17 protein-coding genes are annotated in these 20,835 nt (G+C 64.4%); 13 read left to right on the forward strand and 4 right to left on the reverse strand.

Annotation, left to right across the window (positions count from 1 at the left end):
* Positions 1-112: 112 nt before the first annotated feature.
* From ASE61_RS24570 to ASE61_RS24600, 7 genes are all read left to right on the forward strand, one after another.
* Positions 113-2,065 (forward strand): aconitase family protein, encoded by a 1,953-nt coding sequence (locus ASE61_RS24570; protein WP_061971437.1) that lies wholly within the window; start codon positions 113-115, stop codon positions 2,063-2,065.
* A gap of 155 nt (positions 2,066-2,220) precedes the next feature.
* Positions 2,221-3,393, forward strand: coding sequence for a CaiB/BaiF CoA transferase family protein (locus tag ASE61_RS24575; protein ID WP_061971439.1), 1,173 nt, complete (start codon positions 2,221-2,223; stop codon positions 3,391-3,393).
* Positions 3,390-4,403, forward strand: coding sequence for a hydroxymethylglutaryl-CoA lyase (locus tag ASE61_RS24580; protein WP_162260148.1), 1,014 nt, complete (start codon positions 3,390-3,392; stop codon positions 4,401-4,403). Before ASE61_RS24575 ends, ASE61_RS24580 begins: the two co-directional genes overlap by 4 nt.
* The gene (locus ASE61_RS24585; RefSeq protein WP_061971440.1) at positions 4,375-5,946 is read left to right on the forward strand and encodes an ABC transporter substrate-binding protein; all 1,572 of its coding nucleotides are present in this window, start codon (positions 4,375-4,377) and stop codon (positions 5,944-5,946) included. The genes ASE61_RS24580 and ASE61_RS24585 overlap by 29 nt, the downstream gene beginning before the upstream one ends.
* Before the next feature lie 36 nt (positions 5,947-5,982).
* Positions 5,983-6,924, forward strand: coding sequence for an ABC transporter permease (locus ASE61_RS24590; RefSeq protein ID WP_061971442.1), 942 nt, complete (start codon positions 5,983-5,985; stop codon positions 6,922-6,924).
* Between the two features lie 32 nt (positions 6,925-6,956).
* Entirely contained in the window at positions 6,957-7,793 is an 837-nt protein-coding gene (locus ASE61_RS24595) for an ABC transporter permease (RefSeq protein ID WP_061971580.1), read from the forward strand.
* Positions 7,794-7,834: 41 nt separating this feature from the next.
* The gene (locus ASE61_RS24600) at positions 7,835-9,085 is read left to right on the forward strand and encodes a serine hydrolase domain-containing protein (protein ID WP_061971444.1); all 1,251 of its coding nucleotides are present in this window, start codon (positions 7,835-7,837) and stop codon (positions 9,083-9,085) included.
* 65 nt (positions 9,086-9,150) lie between these two features.
* On the opposite strand, the gene ASE61_RS24605 is transcribed toward ASE61_RS24600, so the two are convergent.
* From ASE61_RS24605 to ASE61_RS24620, 4 genes are read right to left on the reverse strand one after another with little or no spacing between them, the layout of a single operon-like run.
* Positions 9,151-10,602, reverse strand: coding sequence for an NAD-dependent succinate-semialdehyde dehydrogenase (locus ASE61_RS24605; RefSeq protein WP_061971582.1), 1,452 nt, complete (start codon positions 10,600-10,602; stop codon positions 9,151-9,153).
* 24 nt (positions 10,603-10,626) lie between these two features.
* Positions 10,627-11,469 carry an ABC transporter permease gene (locus tag ASE61_RS24610; RefSeq protein ID WP_413813554.1) on the reverse strand — a complete coding sequence of 281 codons (843 nt, stop codon included), beginning with the start codon at positions 11,467-11,469 and terminating at the stop codon, positions 10,627-10,629.
* Positions 11,470-11,474: 5 nt separating this feature from the next.
* Positions 11,475-12,341, reverse strand: coding sequence for an ABC transporter permease (locus ASE61_RS24615; protein WP_061971447.1), 867 nt, complete (start codon positions 12,339-12,341; stop codon positions 11,475-11,477).
* Positions 12,342-12,344: 3 nt separating this feature from the next.
* Positions 12,345-13,478 (reverse strand): ABC transporter ATP-binding protein, encoded by a 1,134-nt coding sequence (locus ASE61_RS24620; RefSeq protein WP_082617737.1) that lies wholly within the window; start codon positions 13,476-13,478, stop codon positions 12,345-12,347.
* A gap of 171 nt (positions 13,479-13,649) precedes the next feature.
* On the opposite strand from ASE61_RS24620, the gene ASE61_RS24625 reads away from it, so the two are divergent.
* From ASE61_RS24625 to ASE61_RS27315, 6 genes are all read left to right on the forward strand, one after another.
* A complete protein-coding gene (locus ASE61_RS24625; RefSeq protein WP_061971449.1) occupies positions 13,650-14,336 on the forward strand; it encodes a GntR family transcriptional regulator in 687 nt (228 codons plus the stop codon).
* A gap of 104 nt (positions 14,337-14,440) precedes the next feature.
* Positions 14,441-15,796, forward strand: coding sequence for an aspartate aminotransferase family protein (locus ASE61_RS24630; RefSeq protein WP_061971450.1), 1,356 nt, complete (start codon positions 14,441-14,443; stop codon positions 15,794-15,796).
* Positions 15,793-17,523, forward strand: coding sequence for an acetolactate synthase catalytic subunit (locus ASE61_RS24635; protein WP_061971452.1), 1,731 nt, complete (start codon positions 15,793-15,795; stop codon positions 17,521-17,523). The genes ASE61_RS24630 and ASE61_RS24635 overlap by 4 nt, the downstream gene beginning before the upstream one ends.
* Positions 17,523-18,293 carry an SDR family NAD(P)-dependent oxidoreductase gene (locus ASE61_RS24640; protein ID WP_061971454.1) on the forward strand — a complete coding sequence of 257 codons (771 nt, stop codon included), beginning with the start codon at positions 17,523-17,525 and terminating at the stop codon, positions 18,291-18,293. Before ASE61_RS24635 ends, ASE61_RS24640 begins: the two co-directional genes overlap by 1 nt.
* Positions 18,294-18,305: 12 nt before the next feature.
* Positions 18,306-19,673 (forward strand): amidohydrolase family protein, encoded by a 1,368-nt coding sequence (locus ASE61_RS24645; protein WP_061971455.1) that lies wholly within the window; start codon positions 18,306-18,308, stop codon positions 19,671-19,673.
* Between the two features lie 27 nt (positions 19,674-19,700).
* Positions 19,701-20,813 (forward strand): extracellular solute-binding protein, encoded by a 1,113-nt coding sequence (locus ASE61_RS27315; RefSeq protein ID WP_061971457.1) that lies wholly within the window; start codon positions 19,701-19,703, stop codon positions 20,811-20,813.
* The last annotated feature ends 22 nt before the right edge of the window (positions 20,814-20,835 follow it).

The raw sequence follows: 20,835 nt of genomic DNA on the forward strand, positions 1-20,835 counted from the left end.
TTGCTACAAATTACAAAAATAGCAGATAGGTATTTTTGTAAGGCGATGCCGAAATCTGGAAAAGCATCTCGCGGGTGGAAGCCGGAACACCGATGATCGGGACAGCCAGACAATGACCAATCTGGATCTTGGGCGTCGCGTTCTATTCTTGTCGTGCGATCCCGGCCGCGTCAGGCAGCAGCTCGGCGGGAAGGATCTCACTATCGAGGATTGCCGCCCATTGCGTTCGGAAATCTCGACCGACGAGATTACGCCGATTCCGTCGTTAGCGTTCTTCGACGAACGTCTGGCATCCCATGCGCATATCGGTTTCAAGGCTGGTGACGAGAATCCGATCGCGTTGGGAGCGCTGAAAAATGGCGGGTTCTCCACGATTGTCGCCGGCGGCCGATACGGCAAAGGATCGTCCCGCGAGCATTCGCCGGTTGCCGAGCGTATGGCCGGCATCCGGCTCGTGATTGCCGAGAGCTTCGAACGGATCTACCGTCAGAACGCCGACAATGTCGGATTGTTTACGTCGACTGATTTTTCGTTGATCAGGCGCATTCAAGCCGGCGAGGCGATCTCGGTTGACGAATTGCTGACTGGGCGGGACCCGCTCGCCCAGTCCATCCTCCGTGCCGGAGGCCTGCTCGGCTACGGGCGTCAAAAGCTTGCGCCCATCGAGGCGGTGGAGGTCCCGTCGGACCCTGCTCCACGCACGCTCTTCGAGAAGATCGTACGTCGTCATGCGATTAGCACGATGGATACGCCGGCAGTCCGGGAAATTGGCGATAGCGGCTTCGTGCGCGCCGACGTCCGATTTATCCATGACATCTACACCGCCATGGCCCGGCACATGCTCCACCGCGAGTTCGGGCAGGCTCTCAGACTGAGCGACCCGTCGTCGATCCTGGTTTTCGAAGATCACTACTCGTACACCCATCTGAGCCCGGCTCATCGTCACCTCATGCCGCAGATTCGAGAGTTGTCAGCTGCGCATCGTGCATTCGTCGAGGAACACGGCCTTCGCCATCATGGCTATCTGAAGGGCGGACCGGGCTCGGAGGGCATCTCGCATGCCCTGATGGCTGAGCGCTACGCTCTGCCGGGAGAGCTGATCGTCGGTACGGATTCCCACACGCCGCATTCGGGCGCTCTCGGATGCGTCGCCTTCGGGGTGGGGACGACGGATATTGCCAACAGCTTCGTTACCGGCGCCGTCCGGATGGCAATGCCCGAGAGCATCCTGATCTGGCTGGAAGGTGACAGGCCACGCGGTGTGACTGCCAAGGATGTTGTCCTGCACCTATTGGCGTTGCCGGCGATCCGGTCCGGCGCAGGTGTGGGACGGACCTTCGAGTTTGCAGGCCCAGCGGTTGCCGGAATGTCGGTCGATGAGCGCGCAACACTGACGAATATGGTCGCTGAACTGGGCGGGTTCGCAGGGCTGGTCGCGCCGGACGACGAGACGGTGCGCTTCATCCGAGAACGCAGAGGCGTCGATTTCGTCGTCGAGGATTGGATGCGAAGCGATCCGGGCGCCAAGTATGCGGAGCGCATTGTCCTGGATGTTTCCGCCATGGCACCGATGGTGGCGAAGCCAGGAGATCCCGGCAATGGCGTTGACCTGTCGAAACTGACGGCGCCGGTGACCATCGATATCGCATATGGCGGTTCGTGCACCGCTGGAAAGCGCGAGGACTTCGACAATTACCACGAGGTTCTCGCCTGGGCGGCCGCCAGGGGAATGAAGGTGGCACCAGGCGTCACCCTGATCCTGCAGTTCGGAACGATCGACGTCCGGGGCTACTGCGAGGCGAAAGGATATCTCGACGCCTTCCGCGCAGTAGGCGCTGAGCTCATGCAGCCTGCCTGCGGAGCATGCGCGAACTGCGGCCCTGGGTCTTCAACGGCGCGCGATCAAGTGACGATCTCCGCGATCAACCGCAACTTCTCTGGCCGGTCAGGTCCGGGGCAGGTTTGGCTCGCCAGCCCTTTTACCGTCGCTGCTAGTGCAATCGCCGGCCAGATCGCCAGCTTCGACGACATCCGGTCCGGCCCTGGACGGCCTGAATCTCATTGACATTCGAAATGCAGATTTTGTAATTTGAATTCATAAATTACAAAAAGCTGGACTAGGGTGGTTATGAAAGTTGCTCTCATCGGCGGAGCGTATCGAGGCACGGCGAACGGCCGTGGTTTGGCTGCTGCGTCCTGCTCTTTCAAAGGCCGCATGACATGAGCCAACTGCCTTTGGAGGGGGTCCGCGTCGTTGAGTTCTCGCAGATGGTCATGGGGCCATCCTGCGGAATGATCCTCGCCGATCTCGGCGCCGACGTGATCAAGGTGGAGCCGCCCAAGGGCGACAGGACACGCTTCTTCAAGGGCGTAGCCTCAGGCTTCTTCAACACCTACAGCCGCAACAAGCGCAGCGTCGTGATCGACACCGCCACTCCCGAGGGCCGACAGACAGCCAAGCAGCTGGTTCTAGGTGCTGACGTCCTCATCGAGAACTTCCGCCCCGGCCTCCTCGGGCGCTTCGGGCTGGACTATGGGACTTTGGCGCCGGAAGCCCCTCGGCTCATCTACTGCTCGCTCAAGGGCTATCTGCCCGGGCCTTACGAGAACCGCTTGGCGCTGGACGAGGTCGTTCAGATGATGGGCGGGCTTGCCTATATGACCGGTCTTCCCGGCCGGCCGATGCGCGCGGGCGCGTCGGTCAATGACATCATGGGCGGAATGTTCGGGGTCATCGCGATCCAGGCAGCTCTGGCGCAGCGCGCGAAGACGGGCAGGGGGACTTACATCCAGAGCGCTCTGTTCGAGAACAACGTCTTCCTCATGGCCCAAGCCATGATGTTCGAAAGCGTTACAGGGGAGCGCTCTCAACCATGGTCGGTGAAGGAGGCCCCCTGGCCGGTCTATGATCTTTTCGACACCAAGGGCGGCGAGAAGATCTTTGTTTCGATCGTCGGCGAGGAGCACTGGGTCGGTTTCTGCGAGGCCTTCGATCGAAAAGGTTGGTTGAGCGACCCGCGCCTTGCGACCAGTCAGGGGCGCGTCGATAACCGCAGTTGGATTATTCCCGAGATCAGGGACATCGTTGCTCGATGTGACAGCGAAGAGATCAGCCAGATTCTGGAAAAGCTCGGGCTTCCGTTCGCACCGGTAAACACACCCGGCGATCTGTTCGACGACCCTCATCTCAATGCGTCGGGCGGGTTGATGGACCTGACCACTGATGGAGGTCACCAGGTCAAGACGCCCGCATTGCCTTTCTCGTTCGATGGAGCGCGCCTTCAAAAGCGGCGCGATCCGCCGAAGATTGGTGAGCACACCGAGGAAGTGCTGGCCGAGCTGAAAGCTGGGCGCTCTCAATCCCGCGCAACTGCCAACGGCGAGACGATGTGATGCCGGTGGAAGCAGCCTATCCGACCGATCGGATCGTCCTACGCGAAGTCGGCCTGCGCGACGGACTCCAGCTCGTCAAAGCGTGGCCATCCACGGACCAGAAGCTGTATTGGCTTGCTCAGGAATGCGCAGCCGGCGTCACGCATTTCGAGGTCGGATCCTTCCTGCCGGCCAGCCGCTTTCCCCAGTTTGCTGACTTGCCTGGGCTGCTGGAGTTCTTCCGGACCCGGCCAAAACTCCACGCTTCCGCGCTCGTACTGAATGAGCGTGGCATCGACGATGCGTTTACGACGAACGTCGCCGAAATTGCCTGTGTCGTCTCGGCGACGGAGGAACACAGCCAGGCGAATATCCGCCGCTCGCGTTCCGAAGCCATCGATCTCGTACGAGGCGCCGTCGCCAAGCGTAACGCGACCGGGCACCGGGCTCTCGTCTCGGTCGGTATCGCGATGGCGTTCGGATGCTCGATCGCCGGGGACGTCAAATCCGAGGAAGTCCTCAACCTGGTCGAGCGATGCCTCGAGGCAGGCGCGGATCTGGTGGGCATCGCGGATACGGTCGGCTTTGCCGGCCCGGATCAGGTGTTTGAGCTTTCGAAAGCGGTCCACCTGCTTGTTGGCTCGGGTCGCTTCTCCGTTCACCTCCACGATACGCGTGGGATGGCAATCGCAAACGCATCTGCCGCGCTCGATGCGGGATGCCGGATTCTGGACGGTTCGCTTGGCGGCCTGGGTGGTTGCCCGTTTGCGCCCGGTGCTACGGGCAACGCGGTCTTCGAGGATCTCGTCTTTCTCTGTGAAACGAAGGGCTATCGAACAGGCATCGACCTCCATGCTCTGACGGACGTTCGCCGCATCCAGCAAGCTGCCATGCCGGCGGAGCAGCTCTATGGCGCCATCGCACGCGCCGGCGTTCCAACAAACATTCAATGGGCCAAGGGCGAGAACCGCCAACAACAAGCCCAAGTCCAGGGAGGACGCGATGAAGAGACATACATTCCTGCAAGGTAGCCTGGCTGCGTCTGCCGCTGCGAGCTTGCCCCGGTTCGCTATTGCTCAACCGGCTTCGGTGTTGAAGTTCATTCCCGGCGCCAGTCTTGCGATCCTCGATCCGATCGCAAACACGTCGGCTCCCACGCGTCTCCATGGCTTCATGGTCTATGACACGCTGTACGGGCTCGACAGCAATTTCGCGCCGCAGCCGCAAATGGCGGAAGGTCACGAGGTTTCAGCCGACGGCCTGGACTGGACGATCAAGCTGCGCGACGGGCTGTTCTTCCATGACGGCGAGCCGGTGCGCGCCAAGGACGTCGTCGCCAGCCTGAATCGATGGAGCAAGCGCGACACATTCGGCAAGACCCTGTTCAGCCGAACCAACGAGTTGCTTGCCGTTGATGACAAGACGGTGCGGTTCCGCCTGAAGCGTCCCTTCGCGCTCCTGCCGGCAGCGCTGGGTAAAGTCGGCTCCAACATCGCAGTGATCATGCCGGAGCGCCATGCTTCGACCGATCCGTCCAAGGCGGTGACCGAGGTCGTCGGCAGCGGGCCTTTCTCCTTCGTCGCGAAGGATTACAGCCCCGGCGCTCTCATCGCCTACGAGAAGTTCAAGAAGTACACGCCCCGCTCGGGCGGCGAGGTCGGCTTCAGCTCCGGCCCCAAGAACGTGCATTTTGACCGCGTCGAGTGGCATGTCATCCCGGACGGATCCACCGCGCTCGCGGCGATCCAAAGCGGCGAAATGGACTGGTGGGAATCCCCGCTGCCGGACTTCCTGCCGATCGTGCAGGGCAATCCGAACATGAAGATCGTGCCGGCCGGCGGCCAGGTCATGTTCCTCAGGCTCAACCACCTCTATCCGCCTTTCAACAACCCTGAAATCCGGCGGATCCTGCTCAGCTGCATCGATCGGAAGTCGATCATGCAAGCGGTCGGCGGGGGTGGCGAGTGGCGCGACGATATCGGGCTTTATCTGGGCTCCATGAAGACCGACGCTGGTATCAAGGAGGCTTTCCGCGGCAGGACCGATTTCGACAAGATCAAGAGCGAGCTGGCGGCCGCGGGCTACAAGGGCGAGCGGATGGTGATGCTCGTCGGCTCGGACACCCCCCGCAATCTGGCCGCCAGCCAGGTCGCGGAAAGCACCTTCAAGAAGATGGGGCTGAACGTCGACTTCCAGTCCCTGGATTGGGGAACCGTTTCGCAGCGCCGGGCAAGCATGGAGCCGCCGGATAAGGGCGGCTGGGCATGCTTCTTCGTCGGGGCGGACTCCGAGTACTTCCTCGATCCGGCGACGAATTTCCTGGCGCGTGCAAATGGCCGCGAGGGCTGGTTTGGCTGGCCCGACAGCCCCCGCATCGAACAGTTGACCGAAGAGTGGTTCAATTCGACCGACGTCGCCGCTCAGAAAGAAATCGCGGCCCAAATCCAGCTTCAGGCCTGGAAAGACGTCCCATATGTCCCGATCGGCGAGGTCCAGGCGCCTGGCCTGGCACGCTCGAACCTCCAGGGGTTCGCGCCGGGCTTCGCCAAATTCTGGGGCGTGAAACGGGCTTAGCCCGTCACAGCACAGTGATAACAGGCTCCTCGCGAGATGATGCTCTATATTGGAAAGCGATGCCTTTCCACGATCCCGGTGATGCTGATCGTGGCAGTGCTGATCTTCGGCCTGCTCTACATCACACCGGGTGACCCTGCGCTCATGATCGCCGGCGATCAGGCTACGCCGGCGGTCGTGGAGCGCATACGCCAGCAGCTTGGTCTGGATTTGCCGATCTACGTCCGGTTCGGACATTGGCTCTGGGACGTCCTGCAGGGAGATTTCGGCAAGTCCGTTCTCAGCGGCGCGCCGGTGAGCAATCTGATCGCCCAGCGCATTCAGCCGACCGTTTCGCTGATGCTTGCGACCCTTGTCATATCGGTGAGCGTCGCTGTGCCGCTGGGCGTTCTCTCCGCCTGGAAACGGGGATCCTTTATCGATCGAGCTGTCATGATCCTTTGCGTCGGCGGGTTCTCGCTACCAGTTTTCGTCACCGGATACCTTCTCGCCTACACATTCGGTCTGCAGCTATCATGGCTTCCCGTTCAGGGTTACGCGCGCATCGAGAACGGCGTCCTGCCCTGGCTCCGCGGGATCATCCTTCCGTCTCTCGCTCTAAGCCTGGTCTATATCTCGCTCATCGCCCGGATCACGCGCGCGACGATGCTTGAGACGATGTCGCGAGACTACATCCGGACGGCCAGGGCAAAGGGTGTCGCTGACCGGTCATTGCTATTCGGACATGCGCTCAAGAATGCCGCTGTTCCGATCGTGACGGTGGTGGGCACAGGCGTGGCCCTGCTGATCGGCGGTTCGGTCGTAGCCGAAAGTGTCTTCGCCCTCCCGGGGCTCGGGCGCCTGACGATCGATGCGATCATGGGGCGGGACTATCCCGTCATCCAGGCCGTCGTCCTGATCTTCTCGGCGAGCTACGTCCTCGTGAATCTCATCGTCGACCTGCTCTACACGGTGTTCGATCCGAGGATCAGCTATTGACCATGACCCTTCCCCTGGCGGCTCGGCGCACCATGGGCAGTCGGCTGCTGCGCTATATGAGCCGCAACACGCTGATTGCATTTCCGAGCGCGCTGCTCATCGTCTTGGCCTTGATCGCAATCTTCGCGCCGTTCCTGGGGACCGTCGATCCCGCGCAGCTCAATCCCGCCAATCGACTGAAACCTCCATCGGCGGAGTTCTGGTTCGGCACCGATATGCTCGGCCGCGATATCTATTCGCGGGTGATCTACGGCAGCCGCGTCTCTCTGATCGTGGGCCTGTCGGTCGCCTTCTTCGCGTCCGTGTGCGGCGTGATCATCGGGACGATGTCGGGGTTCGTTCGCAGGTTTGATGCGATCATCATGCGCATCATGGATGGAATGATGTCCATTCCCTCGATCTTGCTCGCGATCGCGATCGTCGCGCTGATCCGAGGCTCCCTTCTGACCGTGATCGTCGCCATAACGATCGCCGAGATTCCACGGACATCGCGCCTCGTGCGGAGCGTCGTTCTTTCGATCCGCGAAGAGCCTTACATCGATGCCGCTATCGTAGCCGGAGCCAGCACGAGCCGGATTGCGATCAGGCATATCTTTCCGAACACCATCGCGCCGCTATCCGTCCAGGCGACCTATGTCTGCGCGGCGGCCATGATCGCGGAGTCGATCCTCTCCTTCATCGGGGCTGGCCTGCCTCCCATCATTCCGAGCTGGGGCAACATCATCGCCGATGCCCGGACATTCTGGCAGATCCGGCCCACGATGCTGCTTTTCCCCGCGCTCTTCCTGTCGCTCTGCGTGCTCAGCGTGAATCTGCTCGGCGACGGCCTCAGGGAAGCGCTCGACCCGAGAATGGCGAAAGACCTGTAGGTCAAACCAAAAGCCGAAACTTCCAGCTGAGGAAACGCTCCATGTCCCGTATCGCCCAGCGCGAGCTCACGCCGGTCCTGCCGCAGGACCAGGTTGCGTTGCCGAAGCCCGAAGATCAGCTGAGATGGGCAACCGCCGAGAAGTTCATCGCGCACCGGAACATGCATCATCTGTTTCCGTGCGATGTCGTTCCGGCAGGAGATCATGTTCGTCCACTTGAAACGGTGGGGAACATCGATGCCACCTATACCTACGAAGGCAAGCGGCTGACGCTCGACGACTACTTCGATGACAATCAGACGACCGGATTGATCATGCTGAAGCGCGGGAAGATCGTCCTAGAGAAGTATGCCCACGGCAACAACGCCTCGACGCGCTGGGCATCGCGCTCGATGGCCAAGTCGTTCACGTCAACGCTGGTCGGGGCTGCCATCCAAGACGGCGCAATCGATTCCGTGGACGATCTTGTTTCCAAATATGTGCCGGAGCTGAAAGGCAGCCTCTACGATGGCGTCAGCCTGCGCCATGCCCTCCAGATGGTCTCCGGCGTACCCTTTATCGAAGACTACAAAGACCCCAATGCGGACGTCTACACCCTTCAAGCGTGTACCGTCGGGCGCGAAGTCGGCTCTTTCCTACGCCTGCTCGACAAGGTGGCCAATCGCGTACCCAAGCAGACAACACCTCCCGGCAGCGTCTTCTATTATTCGTCTCTGGACTCCATCCTGTGCGGCATCATCGTCGAACGGGCGACAGGAAAACGCCCGGCGGCCTACCTCTCGGAGAAGATCTGGAAGCCGTTCGGCATGGAAGCCGATGGCTTCTGGAATACGGAAGCCGATGGCGGCACGACATTCACGGCTTCAGGCATCGGGGCCACGTTGCGTGACTATGCACGATTTGGGCAATTCATCCTGGAAGGCGGCTCGATCGGAACGACCCAAATCCTGCCATCCTGGTGGCTGTCGGAAGCGACCAAACCCTCCGAGGCTTCGCTGAGGGAACGCGCGCCATATGGTTTCCAATGGTGGCTGCACGCTGCCCAAGGCGTGAACTCGGTTCGCGCGGGGGCCGTCGATCCAGAGACGCCCTTCGCTGACCCGTTGCCGCTGCGCGGAGCGGACTCGATATTCTACGCACTCGGCAACGCGGGACAGTCGATTTCGATCAGTCCGATCGAAGGGATCGTCATCGTGAAATGGGCGGCCTGGAACGATAGCCAGGGGCCGAACGGCCGTGGTCGCCATGCCGACGCCACCCTGTTTACAGCGCTGACGGATGCGGTTGCTTAGGCGTCACAAGCTGACCTTAGCGGTCTGCCCGAAAGCGGGCGCCTGCAATAGTCCACTTTGAGCTCTTATCCGCCAATTCCTCCCATGAGCATGTATTTGATTTCGACGAATTCCTCGATGCCGTGGAGGGAGCCCTCGCGGCCGAGGCCGGATTCCTTGACGCCGCCGAAGGGCGCGACCTCGGTGCCGAGCACCGCGGCGTTGATCCCGACCATGCCGTATTCGAGCTCCTCGGCGACTCGGAAGGCTCGGCCGAGGTCCTTCGTGTAGAAATAGGCAGCCAGGCCGAAGGGGGTGTCGTTGGCCATTGCGACGACCTCGTCCTCGGTCGAGAAGCGATAGACCGGAGCGACCGGGCCGAAGGTCTCCTCATGGGTCACCAGCATCCTGGTGGTGACGCCCGAAAGCACCGTGGGCTCGTAGAAGCTGCGGCCCAGCGCATGGCGGCGCCCGCCGACGACCACCCTGGCGCCGTTGGCGACGGCGTCCGCGACATGGCGCTCGACCTTCTCGATCGCCTTCGCGTTGATCAGCGGCCCCTGCACGACGCCGACCTCGGTGCCGTTGCCGACCTTGAGCCTGGCGACCTCGCCGGCGAACTTCGCCACGAACTCGTCATGCACGCCCGCCTGCACGAAGAGGCGGTTGGTGCAGACGCAGGTCTGGCCCATGTTGCGGAACTTGGCCGCGATGGCACCCTGCACGGCGGCATCGAGATCGGCGTCGTCGAAGACGATGAAGGGCGCGTTGCCGCCGAGTTCGAGGCCGACCTTCTTCACGGTGGAAGCAGCCTGCTGCATCAGGAGCTTGCCGACCGAGGTCGAGCCGGTGAAGCCGATGAAGCGCACCGCCGGATGGCTGGTCATGACGCCGCCGATGGCCTGGGCATCACCGGTGACGATGTTGATGACCCCCTTGGGGAAGCCGGCGCGGGTGGCCAGCTCCATCAGGGCGAGCGCGGTCAGCGGGGTATCCGGCGCGGGCTTGACCACGAAGGTGCAACCGGCCGCGAGGCCGGGCGCGCATTTGCGCGTGATCATCGCCGCCGGGAAATTCCAGGGCGTGATCGCGGCGCAGACGCCCACCGGCTGCTTCTGGACGATGATGCGCGAGCCCGGGAAGGGCGAGGGAATCGTCTCGCCGTAGATGCGCTTGGCTTCCTCGGCATAGAACTCGACGAAGGAGGCGGCGTAGGAGACCTCGCCGCGCGCCTCGGCCAGCGGCTTGCCCTGCTCGGCCGTCATGATCTGCGCCAGGTCCTCCTGGTTCGCCATGATCAGCTCGAACCATTTGCGCAGGATCGTCGAACGCTCCTTGGCGGTCTTCTTCGCCCAGGGCTTGAAGGCGCGCTGTGCGGCCTCGACGGCGGCGGTCGTCTCGTTGGCGCCGAAGCGTGGCACCTTGGCCAGGATCTCTCCGGTCGCGGGATTGTCGACGGCATCGACGCCCGCGCCGAGCCAGGCGCCGTCGACATGGCATTGCGCCTTCAGAAGTGACGGGTCGTTGAGCTGAAGCATGGTGTTCGCCGACATTGAGGGAGGTCAGATCTTCGTCTGCGCCGAGCGCGCGCGGAGCCACTCGACCCCGCCCATCAGCACCAGCGAAAGCGCCACCATCACGGTCGATGCCGCCGCGATGACGGGCGTCAGGTTGTAGTCGATGTCCTCGAAGAGCTTTCGCGTGATCGTCTTGCCTTCGATGCCGGAGATGAAGAAGGCGACGGTCGCCTCATCGAAGGACGCGAGGAAGGCGAAGACGGCTCCTGCGGCCACGCCGGGCGCGATATTGGGCAGCACGACATGCCAGAAGGCCTGGGCGCGGCTGGCGCCGCAATTGAGGGCCGCGAGCTCCAGGGCTGGATCGAGCCGCTGCATCGCCGCCGTGACGGTCAGCATCACATAGGGCACCGACAGCATGGTATGAGCGACCGCGAAGCCAAGGAAATTGCCGGTCAGGCCGATGGGAGCGAAGACGAGATATAGCGCTACGGCGAGCACGATGTGCGGCACGATCAAGGGAGCCAGCGTCAGTGCCTGAAGGGCGCGGGCGCCCGGCAGGTTGCCGCGGATCAGGGCGAAGGAAGCCAGGGTACCGATGACGGTCGCGGCAATGGTCGTCGCGAAGGCGATCCTCAAGCTGAACCAGGTCGCGCTCATCCAGTCGGCATCGGCGAAGTAGGCCTGATACCATTTCAGCGTCAGCCCGCGCGGCGGAAACTGGATGTAGGATGCCTCGCCAAGCGACATCGGGATGACGAGCAGGGTCGGCAGCAGCAGGAAGATCAGGACGAGTCCGACGAAGCCGTTGAGGCACCAGCGCCCGAACGCGGGCGAGAAAACCGGGCGCGAAGACACTGCCGGCCCCGCCGGCTGCGAGATTGGCATCGTCATCAGATCGCCTTCCCGAAATTGAGGAACCGCCTGAACAGGGCGACGAGACCGAGCGTCACGCCGAGCAAGACGCCGGCGAGCGCCCCGGCAAAGGGCCAGTTCAGCAATTCGGTGACCTGCTGGCCGATGAGTGTCGCGATCGTCAGGTTCTGCGGGCCTCCGACCAGCGCCGGCGTGACGTAGAAGCCCAGCGACAGGATGAAGACCATGATGCAGCCGGCATAAATGCCGGGCAGGCTCAGCGGCAGCGTGACGGCGATGAAGCTGCGCCACGGCCCGGCGCCGAGATTGCGCGCCGCGCGATCGAGCTCCGGCGGGATCGAGCGCAAGGCCGAGAAGATCGGCAGGATCATATAGGGCATCAGCACGTGGGTCATCGCGATGACGACCGCGCCGTCCGTGTAGATCAGCCTGAGCGGCTGGTCGATCAGGCCCCAGCTCATCAGCGCGTTGTTGACCACCCCGGTTCGCTGCAACAGCACGATCCAGGCGTAGGAGCGCACCAGGACGCTCGTCCAGAGCGGGATCAGGACGCACGCCGCGACCAGCATCGCCGCCCGCCCGTCGAGCCGGGACATCACGAGGGCGACCGGATAGCCGAGCAGGATGGCAAGAATCGTCACGATCGCCGCGGTCTGGACGGTGCGCAGCAGGATGCGCAGGAACAGCGGCTCCTGTGCGATCCGCAGATAGTGCTCTGCCGTCGGTCCGGGGGTGAAGGCGCTGCCGATCAGGAGTTTTGCGACCGGAAGCAGAAAAGCGAGGCCCAGCAGGAGTACGAGCGGCAGCGCCAGCGCAAGCGAGACCGGGCGGGACAACTGCCCGGCGAAGGAGCGATCGGAGGGAGTGGTAGCAGAGGCCGCCATGGATCAACCCTCGCCTGCGAAGACGCGAACCGAAGAGGGTGACAGTCTCACGAAGGTCCGGCCGCGAAGACCGGCTTCGTCTGTGCCCCTGGCCGACGAGCTTTGGATCTGAAGCTGCGTGCCGTCCTGCATCCGGACGATCAGCGTGCGATGCGAGCCGAGGAAGATGGATGTCTCGATTTCTCCCGGGATCGCGCCATCCGGGCTCTGGCTCGTGCTGAGGGTCTCGGGCCTCGCCGCGACGCGCACCGGGCTGCCGGTGGTCAGGTCGCCGCGCCCGCCGAACTGCGAGCGGGGTACGGCGATGGATTGTCCGGAAACCTCGATGATCGCCTCGCGATCGCCGATGCCGGTGACGACGCCCTTCAGGAAATTCATCTTGCCGATGAAGTCCGCCACGAAGCCGGTCTCGGGCTCGTGGTAGAGCGAGACGGGGCTGCCGAGCTGCTGGATCCGCCCCCGATCCATGACCGCGATGCGGTCGGACATCGTCAGCGCCTCTTCCTGGTCATGCGTCACATAGATGATCGTGACGCCGAGGCTCTCATGCAGCTTCTTGATCTCGATCTGCAGCTCCTCGCGCAGCTTCTTGTCGAGAGCGCCGAGCGGCTCGTCCATCAGCAGGACAGGCGGCTGGAAGACGAGAGCCCGCGCGACGGCGACACGCTGCTGCTGGCCGCCGGAAAGCTGGGCGGGCATGCGGGCGCCGTAGTCCTGAAGGCGGACGCGCGCGAGGGCCTGCTCGACCAGCGGCGCCATCTCGTCCTTGCCGAGCCCGCGCATCTTCAGCGGGAATGCGACGTTCTGGGCGACGCTCATATGGGGAAACAGCGCATAGCGCTGGAAGACCATGCCGATGCCGCGCTTGTTCGGCGGCACATGGGTCAGATCCCGCCCCCCGAGCGTGATAGAGCCCGAGCTCGGCGTCTCGAAGCCCGCGAGCATCATCAGAAGCGTCGTCTTGCCGGAGCCGGAGGGGCCTAGCAGGGATAGGAACTCGCCCGCTTCGACCTGAAGATCGATATGATCGACGCCGATCACGGAGCCGAATCGCTTGGTGATGCCCGTAAAGGTGATCGCCTCACCCTTGATCGAGGGCTCTCGTCCGGGTGGCGAGAATGCGTGCTTCTCCGGCATCCTGTTCATGATCCCCATCATTTTCTGTAAGTGCGCTGGCGGTCGAAGGCCTGCCGGCTGCTATCGCTATTTTGACGTTTGATGTATCATTTATCGGTTGTCAACTCCCGGGTCTGGTAGGATGGCGGCTGTCTCGCTATTTGGCGCATCAGACAACAACACGAGGATCACATGTCGGAGCATCCGCTGGCAGGCGTCGTTTCACCGATCGTCAGGCAATCCAGTCTCGGTGAGCTCACCTACGAGCGGCTCAAGCAGATCATCGTGGCCGGCTCGTTTCCGCCCAACGAGAAACTGACGGTCAGGTCCGTCGCCGCCGCGCTGGGCGTCAGCACGACACCGGCCCGCGACGCGATCAACCGTCTCTTGTCGGAGGGGGCTCTCGTCAACGAAGGTCCCAAGACGGTGGTCCTGCCTTCACTCACCCTTGAGGCGCTCGACGAGATTGCGGCGACGCGGATTGCCTTGGAAGGGTTGGCGGCGGAACGCTCGGTAGGCCACGTCGAAGCGCCACATATCTCGGAACTGGAGCGCTTGCAGGGCGAGATCAACGCAGGCCTCGACTCGGCCGATTATCGAGAAGTGCTGCGCGCCAACCGCGAATTCCATTTTCTGATCTATCGGCTGGCAGGCTGGCCGCGGCTGGTGGGCATGATCGAATCGCTCTGGCTGCGGGTTGGGCCGTCTCTCAACGGCCTTTATCCCCATTTCGCCACCAATCGACAGGGCGTTTCGAACCACATGTCCGCGCTCGACGGCTTACGTGCCAGAGACGGATCGAAGGTGCGCGCCGCCATGGAGCAGGACATTCGCGACGGCTATGCGCGCCTGAAAGCCAAGATCGATTCTCAAGCCTGAGAACGAAGCGCCGGCATCGGCAAATATTTTTGTTGCACCAAACATCAATATCGGGCTAGCTCTCTCCAACCGCCGGCATGGCGGCCCATGGATGCATGAGAGCAATGACCGCAGTGACACCCCAGGGACATAATTCGGTAGGCCGCGCCTCGACGTTGGCGTTCGAGCGTGCAGGAAAGGTTTTCGTCGACGGAACGACGCGGGTCACGATCGAGCGGGACCCGGTTCCGCGCTACATGGAGAGCGGCGAAGGCGCTTATCTGCGCGATCTCGACGGGCGCCGCTTTCTCGATCTCAACGGCAACTTCACCACCCTGATCCATGGCCACCGGTTCGGCCCGGTGATCGAGGCCGTCACCCGCCAGCTGCAGGCGGGGACCTGTTTTGCGAATCCGACCCTGGCCGAGATCGAGCTCGCCGAACTGATCTGCGGGCGCGTGCCCGGCGCCGAGACGATCCGCTTCGTGAATACCGGTTCCGAGGCCGTGATGTTTGCGATCAAGGCGGCCCGGGCCGCGACGGGCCGTCCGGCGATCGCCAAGATCGAGGGCGCCTATCACGGCGCCTATGACTGGGTCGAGGTCAGCCAGTCCAGCACGCCGGCCAACTGGGGCGCCGAGGATGCGCCGAGCGCCGTGCCCTATTATCGCGGCATGCCGGATTCGGTTCTGGAAGAGGTCGTCACGCTCCGCTTCAACCGTCCCGAACTCGCCGAAAAGCTGCTCGCGGCCAATGCCGGCAGGCTTGCCGCGATCGTCCTCGACCCAATGCCGAGCCGTGCCGGCCTGATCGCGCCGAAGCCGGAATTCGTCGCGGCCATCCAGCGGGCCGCGGCCAAGCACGGCATCCTGATCATCGCCGACGAGGTGCTGAGCTTCCGGCAGGGCTATCAGGGCGCGGCGGCGCGCTACGGGCTCCAGCCGGATCTGATCACCCTGGGCAAGATCATCGGCGGCGGGTTGCCGATCGGCGCGATCGCCGGACGGCGCGAGGTCATGAACGTCTTCGACGCCTCCGGCGGCAAGCCGCTGCTGCCCCAGGGCGGCACCTTCTCGGCCAACCCGCTCTCGATGGTCGCCGGCCTCGCCTCGATGACGGCACTCGACCAGGCGACCTTCGCCCGTCTCGAACATCTCGGCGACAGGCTCCGGAAGGAGCTGGCCGCAGCCATCGCGCGCCATCACGCTCCGTTCTGCGTCTCGGGCGCGGCGTCGCTGTTCCGCATCCATCCGAAAGCGGCATTGCCGAACGACTTCCGCGAGGCGACCCCGAACGCTGCCCAGGCCCATGCGGTCAGGGAACTCAGCCGCTTCTTCGCCGAAGCCGGCATCATCCTGCCGGTGGGCGCTGCGGCCTGCCTCTCGACACCGATGACCACCGATGACGTCGACCAGGTCGTCTCGGTGTTCGATGCCTTCCTCGCCGCCCGCGGCGACCTGATCGAAAGCCTTGCAGCATGACCAAGCCGACCGAAACCGTCGCCCAGGCGATCGCCCGCGCACTCAAGCGCCACGGCGTCGAGGTCATCTTCGGCCAGAGCCTCCCTTCTGCCGTCATCCTCGCGGCGGAGGCCATCGGCATCCGCCAGATCGCCTATCGCCAGGAGAACATGGGCGGGGCGATGGCCGACGGCTACGCCCGGATTTCGGGGCGCGTGCCGGTGGTGGCCGCGCAGAACGGACCGGCGGCGACGCTGCTCGTGGCCCCCCTGGCCGAAGCGCTCAAGGCCAGCATCCCGATCGTCGCCATCGTCCAGGAGGTCGAGCGGCATCAGGTCGACAAGAACGCCTTCCAGGAGCTGGACCATGTCGCGCTGTTCTCGTCCTGCGCGAAATGGACGCGCAGGCTCGGCGGGGCCGATCGCGTCGATGACTATGTCGACGCCGCCTTCATCGCGGCTGCGAGCGGGCGTCCGGGCCCTGCGGTCCTGCTGTTGCCGGCCGATCTCCTGCGTGAGCCGGTCGCTGCGTCAGCCGTGGCTCGCTCGGCGAATTACGGCACGTTCCCGGCCGATCGGGTCCGCCCCGGCCAGGCGGCCATCGAGCAGGCCGCCAGGCTGATCGCCGAGGCGCAGAACCCGGTCGTCATGGCGGGCGGCGGCGCGCTTTCGCAGGGCGCGCCGGCCGCGCTGGCCGCGTTGCAGGATCTGGCCGGGCTGCCGGTCTTCACCACCAATATGGGCAAGGGCGCCGTCGACGAGCATCACCCCCTGTCCTGCGGCGTGCTCGGAGCGCTGACCGGGCCGACATCGCTGGGCCGTCAAAGCCGCGAGCTGCTGCAAGAGGCCGATCTCATTCTTCAGGTCGGTACGCGCAACAACCAGAACGGCACCGACAGCTGGCGGCTGGTGCCGAACTCCGCGCGCCTGATCCAGATCGATCTCGACCCTCAGGAGATCGGCCGCAACTACGAGGCCTTTCGCCTCGTCGGCGACGCAGCCGAGACGCTGGGGGCGCTGACGGAGGCCCTTCGCAAGGTCGATCTGAGCCGCCGCACGCAGGCTCGCCCCGCGCTGGAGCAACGGATCGCGGGGTTGTGGGAGAGCTTCGACCAGCGCCGCGCGCCGTCGACGGGACACAATACCAGCCCGATCCGGCCCGAGCGCGTCATGGCCGAACTGCAGACCCTGCTGACGTCCGACATGATCGTCGCCGCCGATGCGAGCTATTCCTCGATGTGGATCGTCGGGCAGTTGCGCGGCCTTGCACCGGGCATGCGCTTCCTGACGCCGCGCGGTCTTGCCGGGCTGGGCTGGGGCTTGCCTCTGGCGATGGGAGCCAAGGTCGCACGCCCTGGGTCGAAGGTCGTCGCGCTCGTCGGTGATGGCGGCTTCGCTCATTCCTGGGCCGAGCTCGAAACGATGGTCAGGATGGGCATCGCGCTGACCGTGATCGTCCTGAACAACGGCGTCCTCGGTTATCAGAAGGATGCCGAGACGGTGAAGTTCGGTCGCTATACAACCGCTTGCCATTTCGCGCCGGTCGATCACGCTGCGATCGCGCGCGCCTGCGGCTGCGAGGGCGTTCATGTTCGGGAGGCGGCTGAGATCCTGCCCGCGCTGCGTGCAGCGCTGCAGAGCGACCGGCCGATCCTGATCGAGGTCGCCACCGATCCCGACGCGCATCCGGCGATCTCGCTCTATGACGGCACGCTCGACAAGGCACCGCAAGAGGCGGAGCTCGTCTGATGAAGCCGCTTCGTCCTGTCGCGGTCGTTTCGGGAGGCAGTTCGGGGATCGGCCTCGCCACGGCCGAGGCATTTCTCGAAGGAGGCTGGGCGGTCGCCCTGTTCAGCCAGCAGCGGGCGAATGTTGAGAAGGCAGCAGAAAGTCTCGGCCAGCGCTTCGATCGGAGCGCCATCCACGCGGATACGCTCGATCTTCGTGACCCCGCGGCGATCGCGGCCTTTTTCCGGGATGTCGAGGCGCATCTCGGCCATGTCCAGGCTCTCGTCTGCAATGCCGGTTTCTCGCCGAAACGCCAGGGGGGCCGTGCACCGATCGCCGAAATCCCGTTGGCGGAGTGGAACGACGTGCTCTCGGTCAACCTGACCGGCGCGCTGCTCTGCTGTCAGGCGGTACTGCCCGGCATGGCGGAGCGGCGGCATGGCCGGATCGTGCTCATCGGCTCGCTCGCCGGGCGCACGCAGCCGCGGATCGCAGGCGCGAGCTATGCCGCTTCCAAGGCAGCGCTGGCCGGCCTCTCGCGTTCGATCGTCTCCGAATACGCGCGGCACGGCATCACTGCGAACACGATCGCACCGGGCCGCATCGTTACGGAGATGACCGGAGATCCCTCGGCTCCCGCCAACCAGGCCGCATTGTCGCGCATTCCGTCCGCCCGGCTCGGCCGACCGGAGGACATCGCCCGCGCCGTCCTCTTCCTCTGCGCGCCGGAAGCCGGGTTCGTGAATGGTGCGATCCTCGACATCAACGGCGGCGAATTCACCCCGTCCTGAAAGCTCCTCCGCATGACCCCGCAGCCCTGCGACATCCTGATCGAGAGCGCCACGGTCCTCACCGTCGATACGGACGACACGGTGATTGCCGACGGCGCCGTAGCGATCACCGGGGCCGACATCGTCGCAGTGGGCGATACGGCGAGGTTGCGTGAGGCCTACGCGCCGCGCGAGCGCATCGACGCCAAGGGCGGCGTCGTCCATCCCGGCTTCATCGATGCCCATATCCACATCTCGCAATACACCTCCCGCAGCGTGCTCCAGCGCATGGAGGCGGCCTCCGTCACGATGGGGAACTGGAAATCCGCGCTGCGCCCGGAAGATGAATACGCCAGCGCCGCGCTCGCCACGGTCGACTATTTCCGGGCCGGCTATACCGGCTTCGTCGATCCCGGCACCATCTTCATGCCCGATGCCGTCGCGCAGGTCGCAGGCGATTTCGGCATCCGCATCTGGCTCACCGACCCTTACGTCTCGGACCGCGCCCGTGCGTTGGCCGAGAACCAGCCCGAACTCGTCAGCCCGAGCTTCCTGAAGCTCTGGCCGCGCGATCTCGAGGAAGCGCTGGAGCGGCTCGGCCGCGAACTGCGCCGCAACGCGGAGCCCGGCGGTCTCGTCCACGCCTTCGTCGGCATCTATGGCGCCGACACAGCATCGCCAGAGCTGTTTCGTGCCGCGCTCGATCTCGCGCGGCGGAACGGCGTCCAGTTCCAGGAACATCGCGGCTACAGCCCGAACGCCTATCGCGCCGGAGAAGCGGCCGGCGAGACGATCGCCGCGTTGCAGGAAGCGGGCGCGCTCGGTCCCGGCACGACCTTCGTCCACATGAACCTGGTCCATCACGGCGACATCGAGCGTCTCGCCGGCAGCGGCACGGGGATCGTCTGGTGCCCTTACTCGCAGATGCGGATGATAAGCAGCGAAAAAGGCCGGCCGCGTATGCTCGATCTCGCCCGCGGCGGCGCGCCGGTCGGGCTCGCGACCGACATTCCCCGCAGCGTGCGTTTCGACGCGCTGGGCACGCTCGCTCATGCCAATGCCGCCGTCTGCGGCACGCCGGCGACGCCGGCCGAGATCATGCGGATGCGCACCGCTGGGGCCGCTGCGAGCGTGGGCGCCGGAGGCTGGACCGGCAGCATCGCGCCGGGCAAGCGCGCCGACATCGTCTTGCGCGCGCCGGACGCATCCGAGGCGCTGGGTCTCGATCCGGTCTGGGAGACCGCAATCCTCGGCAGCGCGACGCCGCCGCGTGCGGTCTTCGTCAATGGACGCTGCGTCGCCCGGGACGGACTACCCGAAAGGCAGGAGCCCGGCGCGGTGATCGAGCGAGCACATGCCTCGGCAAGCGGCCTCATGCGCCGCTGCGGCCTCAGCAACTGACGTCAACGAGAGAGAAGGGGACCACGCATGAATCGTCGCGAATTCGTCAAGGCCGGCGCCGCCGCGCCGCTGCTCTGCCTGCCGCTCCTCGATCCCGCACAGGCGCAGGCCGCCATCGACGCGTTGGTCGAGCGCGCCAACAAGGCCGGCGAAAAGGACGTCGTCGTCGCCGGCGGCACGGGGGCCTATGGCGAGATGGTCAAGAAGACCTTCTACGATCCGTTCACCGAGATGACCGGCATCAGGGTCGTCGCCACCGGTGGCTCCTATGGCGAGAAACTCGCCAAGCTAAAGGCGATGACGCAGGTCAAGCGAGTCGAATGGGACGTGCTCACGCTGTCGGTCGACTCGCTGACCCCCGAGAATCGCCGCTTCTTCCGTGATCTCGGCCCCGCCTGCGAGGCGACGCCGAACGTGGCGCGAGAAGGTGTCGACGGGGCTTGCCTGCAATATGGCGCCCTGTTCGACGTCGGCGGTGCTCTGCTGACCTATAGTCTCGACGCCTTTCCCGCCTCCGGTCGACAGCCCGCGAGCTGGGTGGATTTCTGGGACGTGAAGGCCTTTCCGGGGCCGCGTTCGCTGCCCAATGCCGGCACACCCTGGTGGAACCTGATCGCCGCGCTGCTCGCGGACGGGGTCGCCGTCGACAAGCTCTTCCCGCTCGATCTCGATCGCGCCTTCCGCAAGCTCGATGCGATCAAGCCGCACATCGCCGTTTGGTGGCGCAGCGGCGACCAGAGCCAGCAGATCTTCCGGTCGAAGGAGGTCGTCATGGCGATGATCTTCGCGGGGCGGGCAATGCGGCTTCGCTCGGAGGGGCTGCCGGTCGGTGTCTCATGGAACGGTGCGCCGCTCGATGCCTCGTTCTGGGGCGTGCTCGAAGGTGCCCAGCGCCCGAACGCGGGGCTCGCCTTGCTCAACTTCGTCTACAGCCGCCCCGGCGCCCATGCCGCCTTCGTCAAGGAGGGTCTGGCAGCCACCGGCCTCAAGGGTGCATTGCCGCTGCTGGAGCCCGCGATCGCGCGCGATCTGGCGACCGCGCCCGAAAACTGGCCGCGCATCGTCAAGATCGATCGCGACTGGCTCGACGCCAATCAGGACGCCGTTCTGCGCCGCTGGGCAGACTGGCTCGCGCGCTGAACCGTTCCAACGAAAGCCTACG

It is taken from the genome of Allobosea sp. Root670 (genome assembly GCF_001429415.1).
Lineage (GTDB): Bacteria > Pseudomonadota > Alphaproteobacteria > Rhizobiales > Beijerinckiaceae > Allobosea > Allobosea robiniae.

Bases quoted from the DNA above. Each gene is read 5' to 3' on its own strand.
- ASE61_RS24570 (WP_061971437.1), top strand. From the start codon at position 113: ATGACCAATCTGGATCTTGGGCGTCGCGTTCTATTCTTGTCGTGCGAT.
- ASE61_RS24575 (WP_061971439.1), top strand. From the start codon at position 2,221: ATGAGCCAACTGCCTTTGGAGGGGGTCCGCGTCGTTGAGTTCTCGCAG.
- ASE61_RS24585 (WP_061971440.1), top strand. From the start codon at position 4,375: ATGAAGAGACATACATTCCTGCAAGGTAGCCTGGCTGCGTCTGCCGCT.
- ASE61_RS24590 (WP_061971442.1), top strand. From the start codon at position 5,983: ATGATGCTCTATATTGGAAAGCGATGCCTTTCCACGATCCCGGTGATG.
- ASE61_RS24595 (WP_061971580.1), top strand. From the start codon at position 6,957: ATGGGCAGTCGGCTGCTGCGCTATATGAGCCGCAACACGCTGATTGCA.
- ASE61_RS24600 (WP_061971444.1), top strand. From the start codon at position 7,835: ATGTCCCGTATCGCCCAGCGCGAGCTCACGCCGGTCCTGCCGCAGGAC.
- ASE61_RS24605 (WP_061971582.1), bottom strand. From the start codon at position 10,602: ATGCTTCAGCTCAACGACCCGTCACTTCTGAAGGCGCAATGCCATGTC.
- ASE61_RS24610 (WP_413813554.1), bottom strand. From the start codon at position 11,469: ATGCCAATCTCGCAGCCGGCGGGGCCGGCAGTGTCTTCGCGCCCGGTT.
- ASE61_RS24615 (WP_061971447.1), bottom strand. From the start codon at position 12,341: ATGGCGGCCTCTGCTACCACTCCCTCCGATCGCTCCTTCGCCGGGCAG.
- ASE61_RS24620 (WP_082617737.1), bottom strand. From the start codon at position 13,478: ATGCCGGAGAAGCACGCATTCTCGCCACCCGGACGAGAGCCCTCGATC.
- ASE61_RS24625 (WP_061971449.1), top strand. From the start codon at position 13,650: ATGTCGGAGCATCCGCTGGCAGGCGTCGTTTCACCGATCGTCAGGCAA.
- ASE61_RS24630 (WP_061971450.1), top strand. From the start codon at position 14,441: ATGACCGCAGTGACACCCCAGGGACATAATTCGGTAGGCCGCGCCTCG.
- ASE61_RS24635 (WP_061971452.1), top strand. From the start codon at position 15,793: ATGACCAAGCCGACCGAAACCGTCGCCCAGGCGATCGCCCGCGCACTC.
- ASE61_RS24640 (WP_061971454.1), top strand. From the start codon at position 17,523: ATGAAGCCGCTTCGTCCTGTCGCGGTCGTTTCGGGAGGCAGTTCGGGG.
- ASE61_RS24645 (WP_061971455.1), top strand. From the start codon at position 18,306: ATGACCCCGCAGCCCTGCGACATCCTGATCGAGAGCGCCACGGTCCTC.
- ASE61_RS27315 (WP_061971457.1), top strand. From the start codon at position 19,701: ATGAATCGTCGCGAATTCGTCAAGGCCGGCGCCGCCGCGCCGCTGCTC.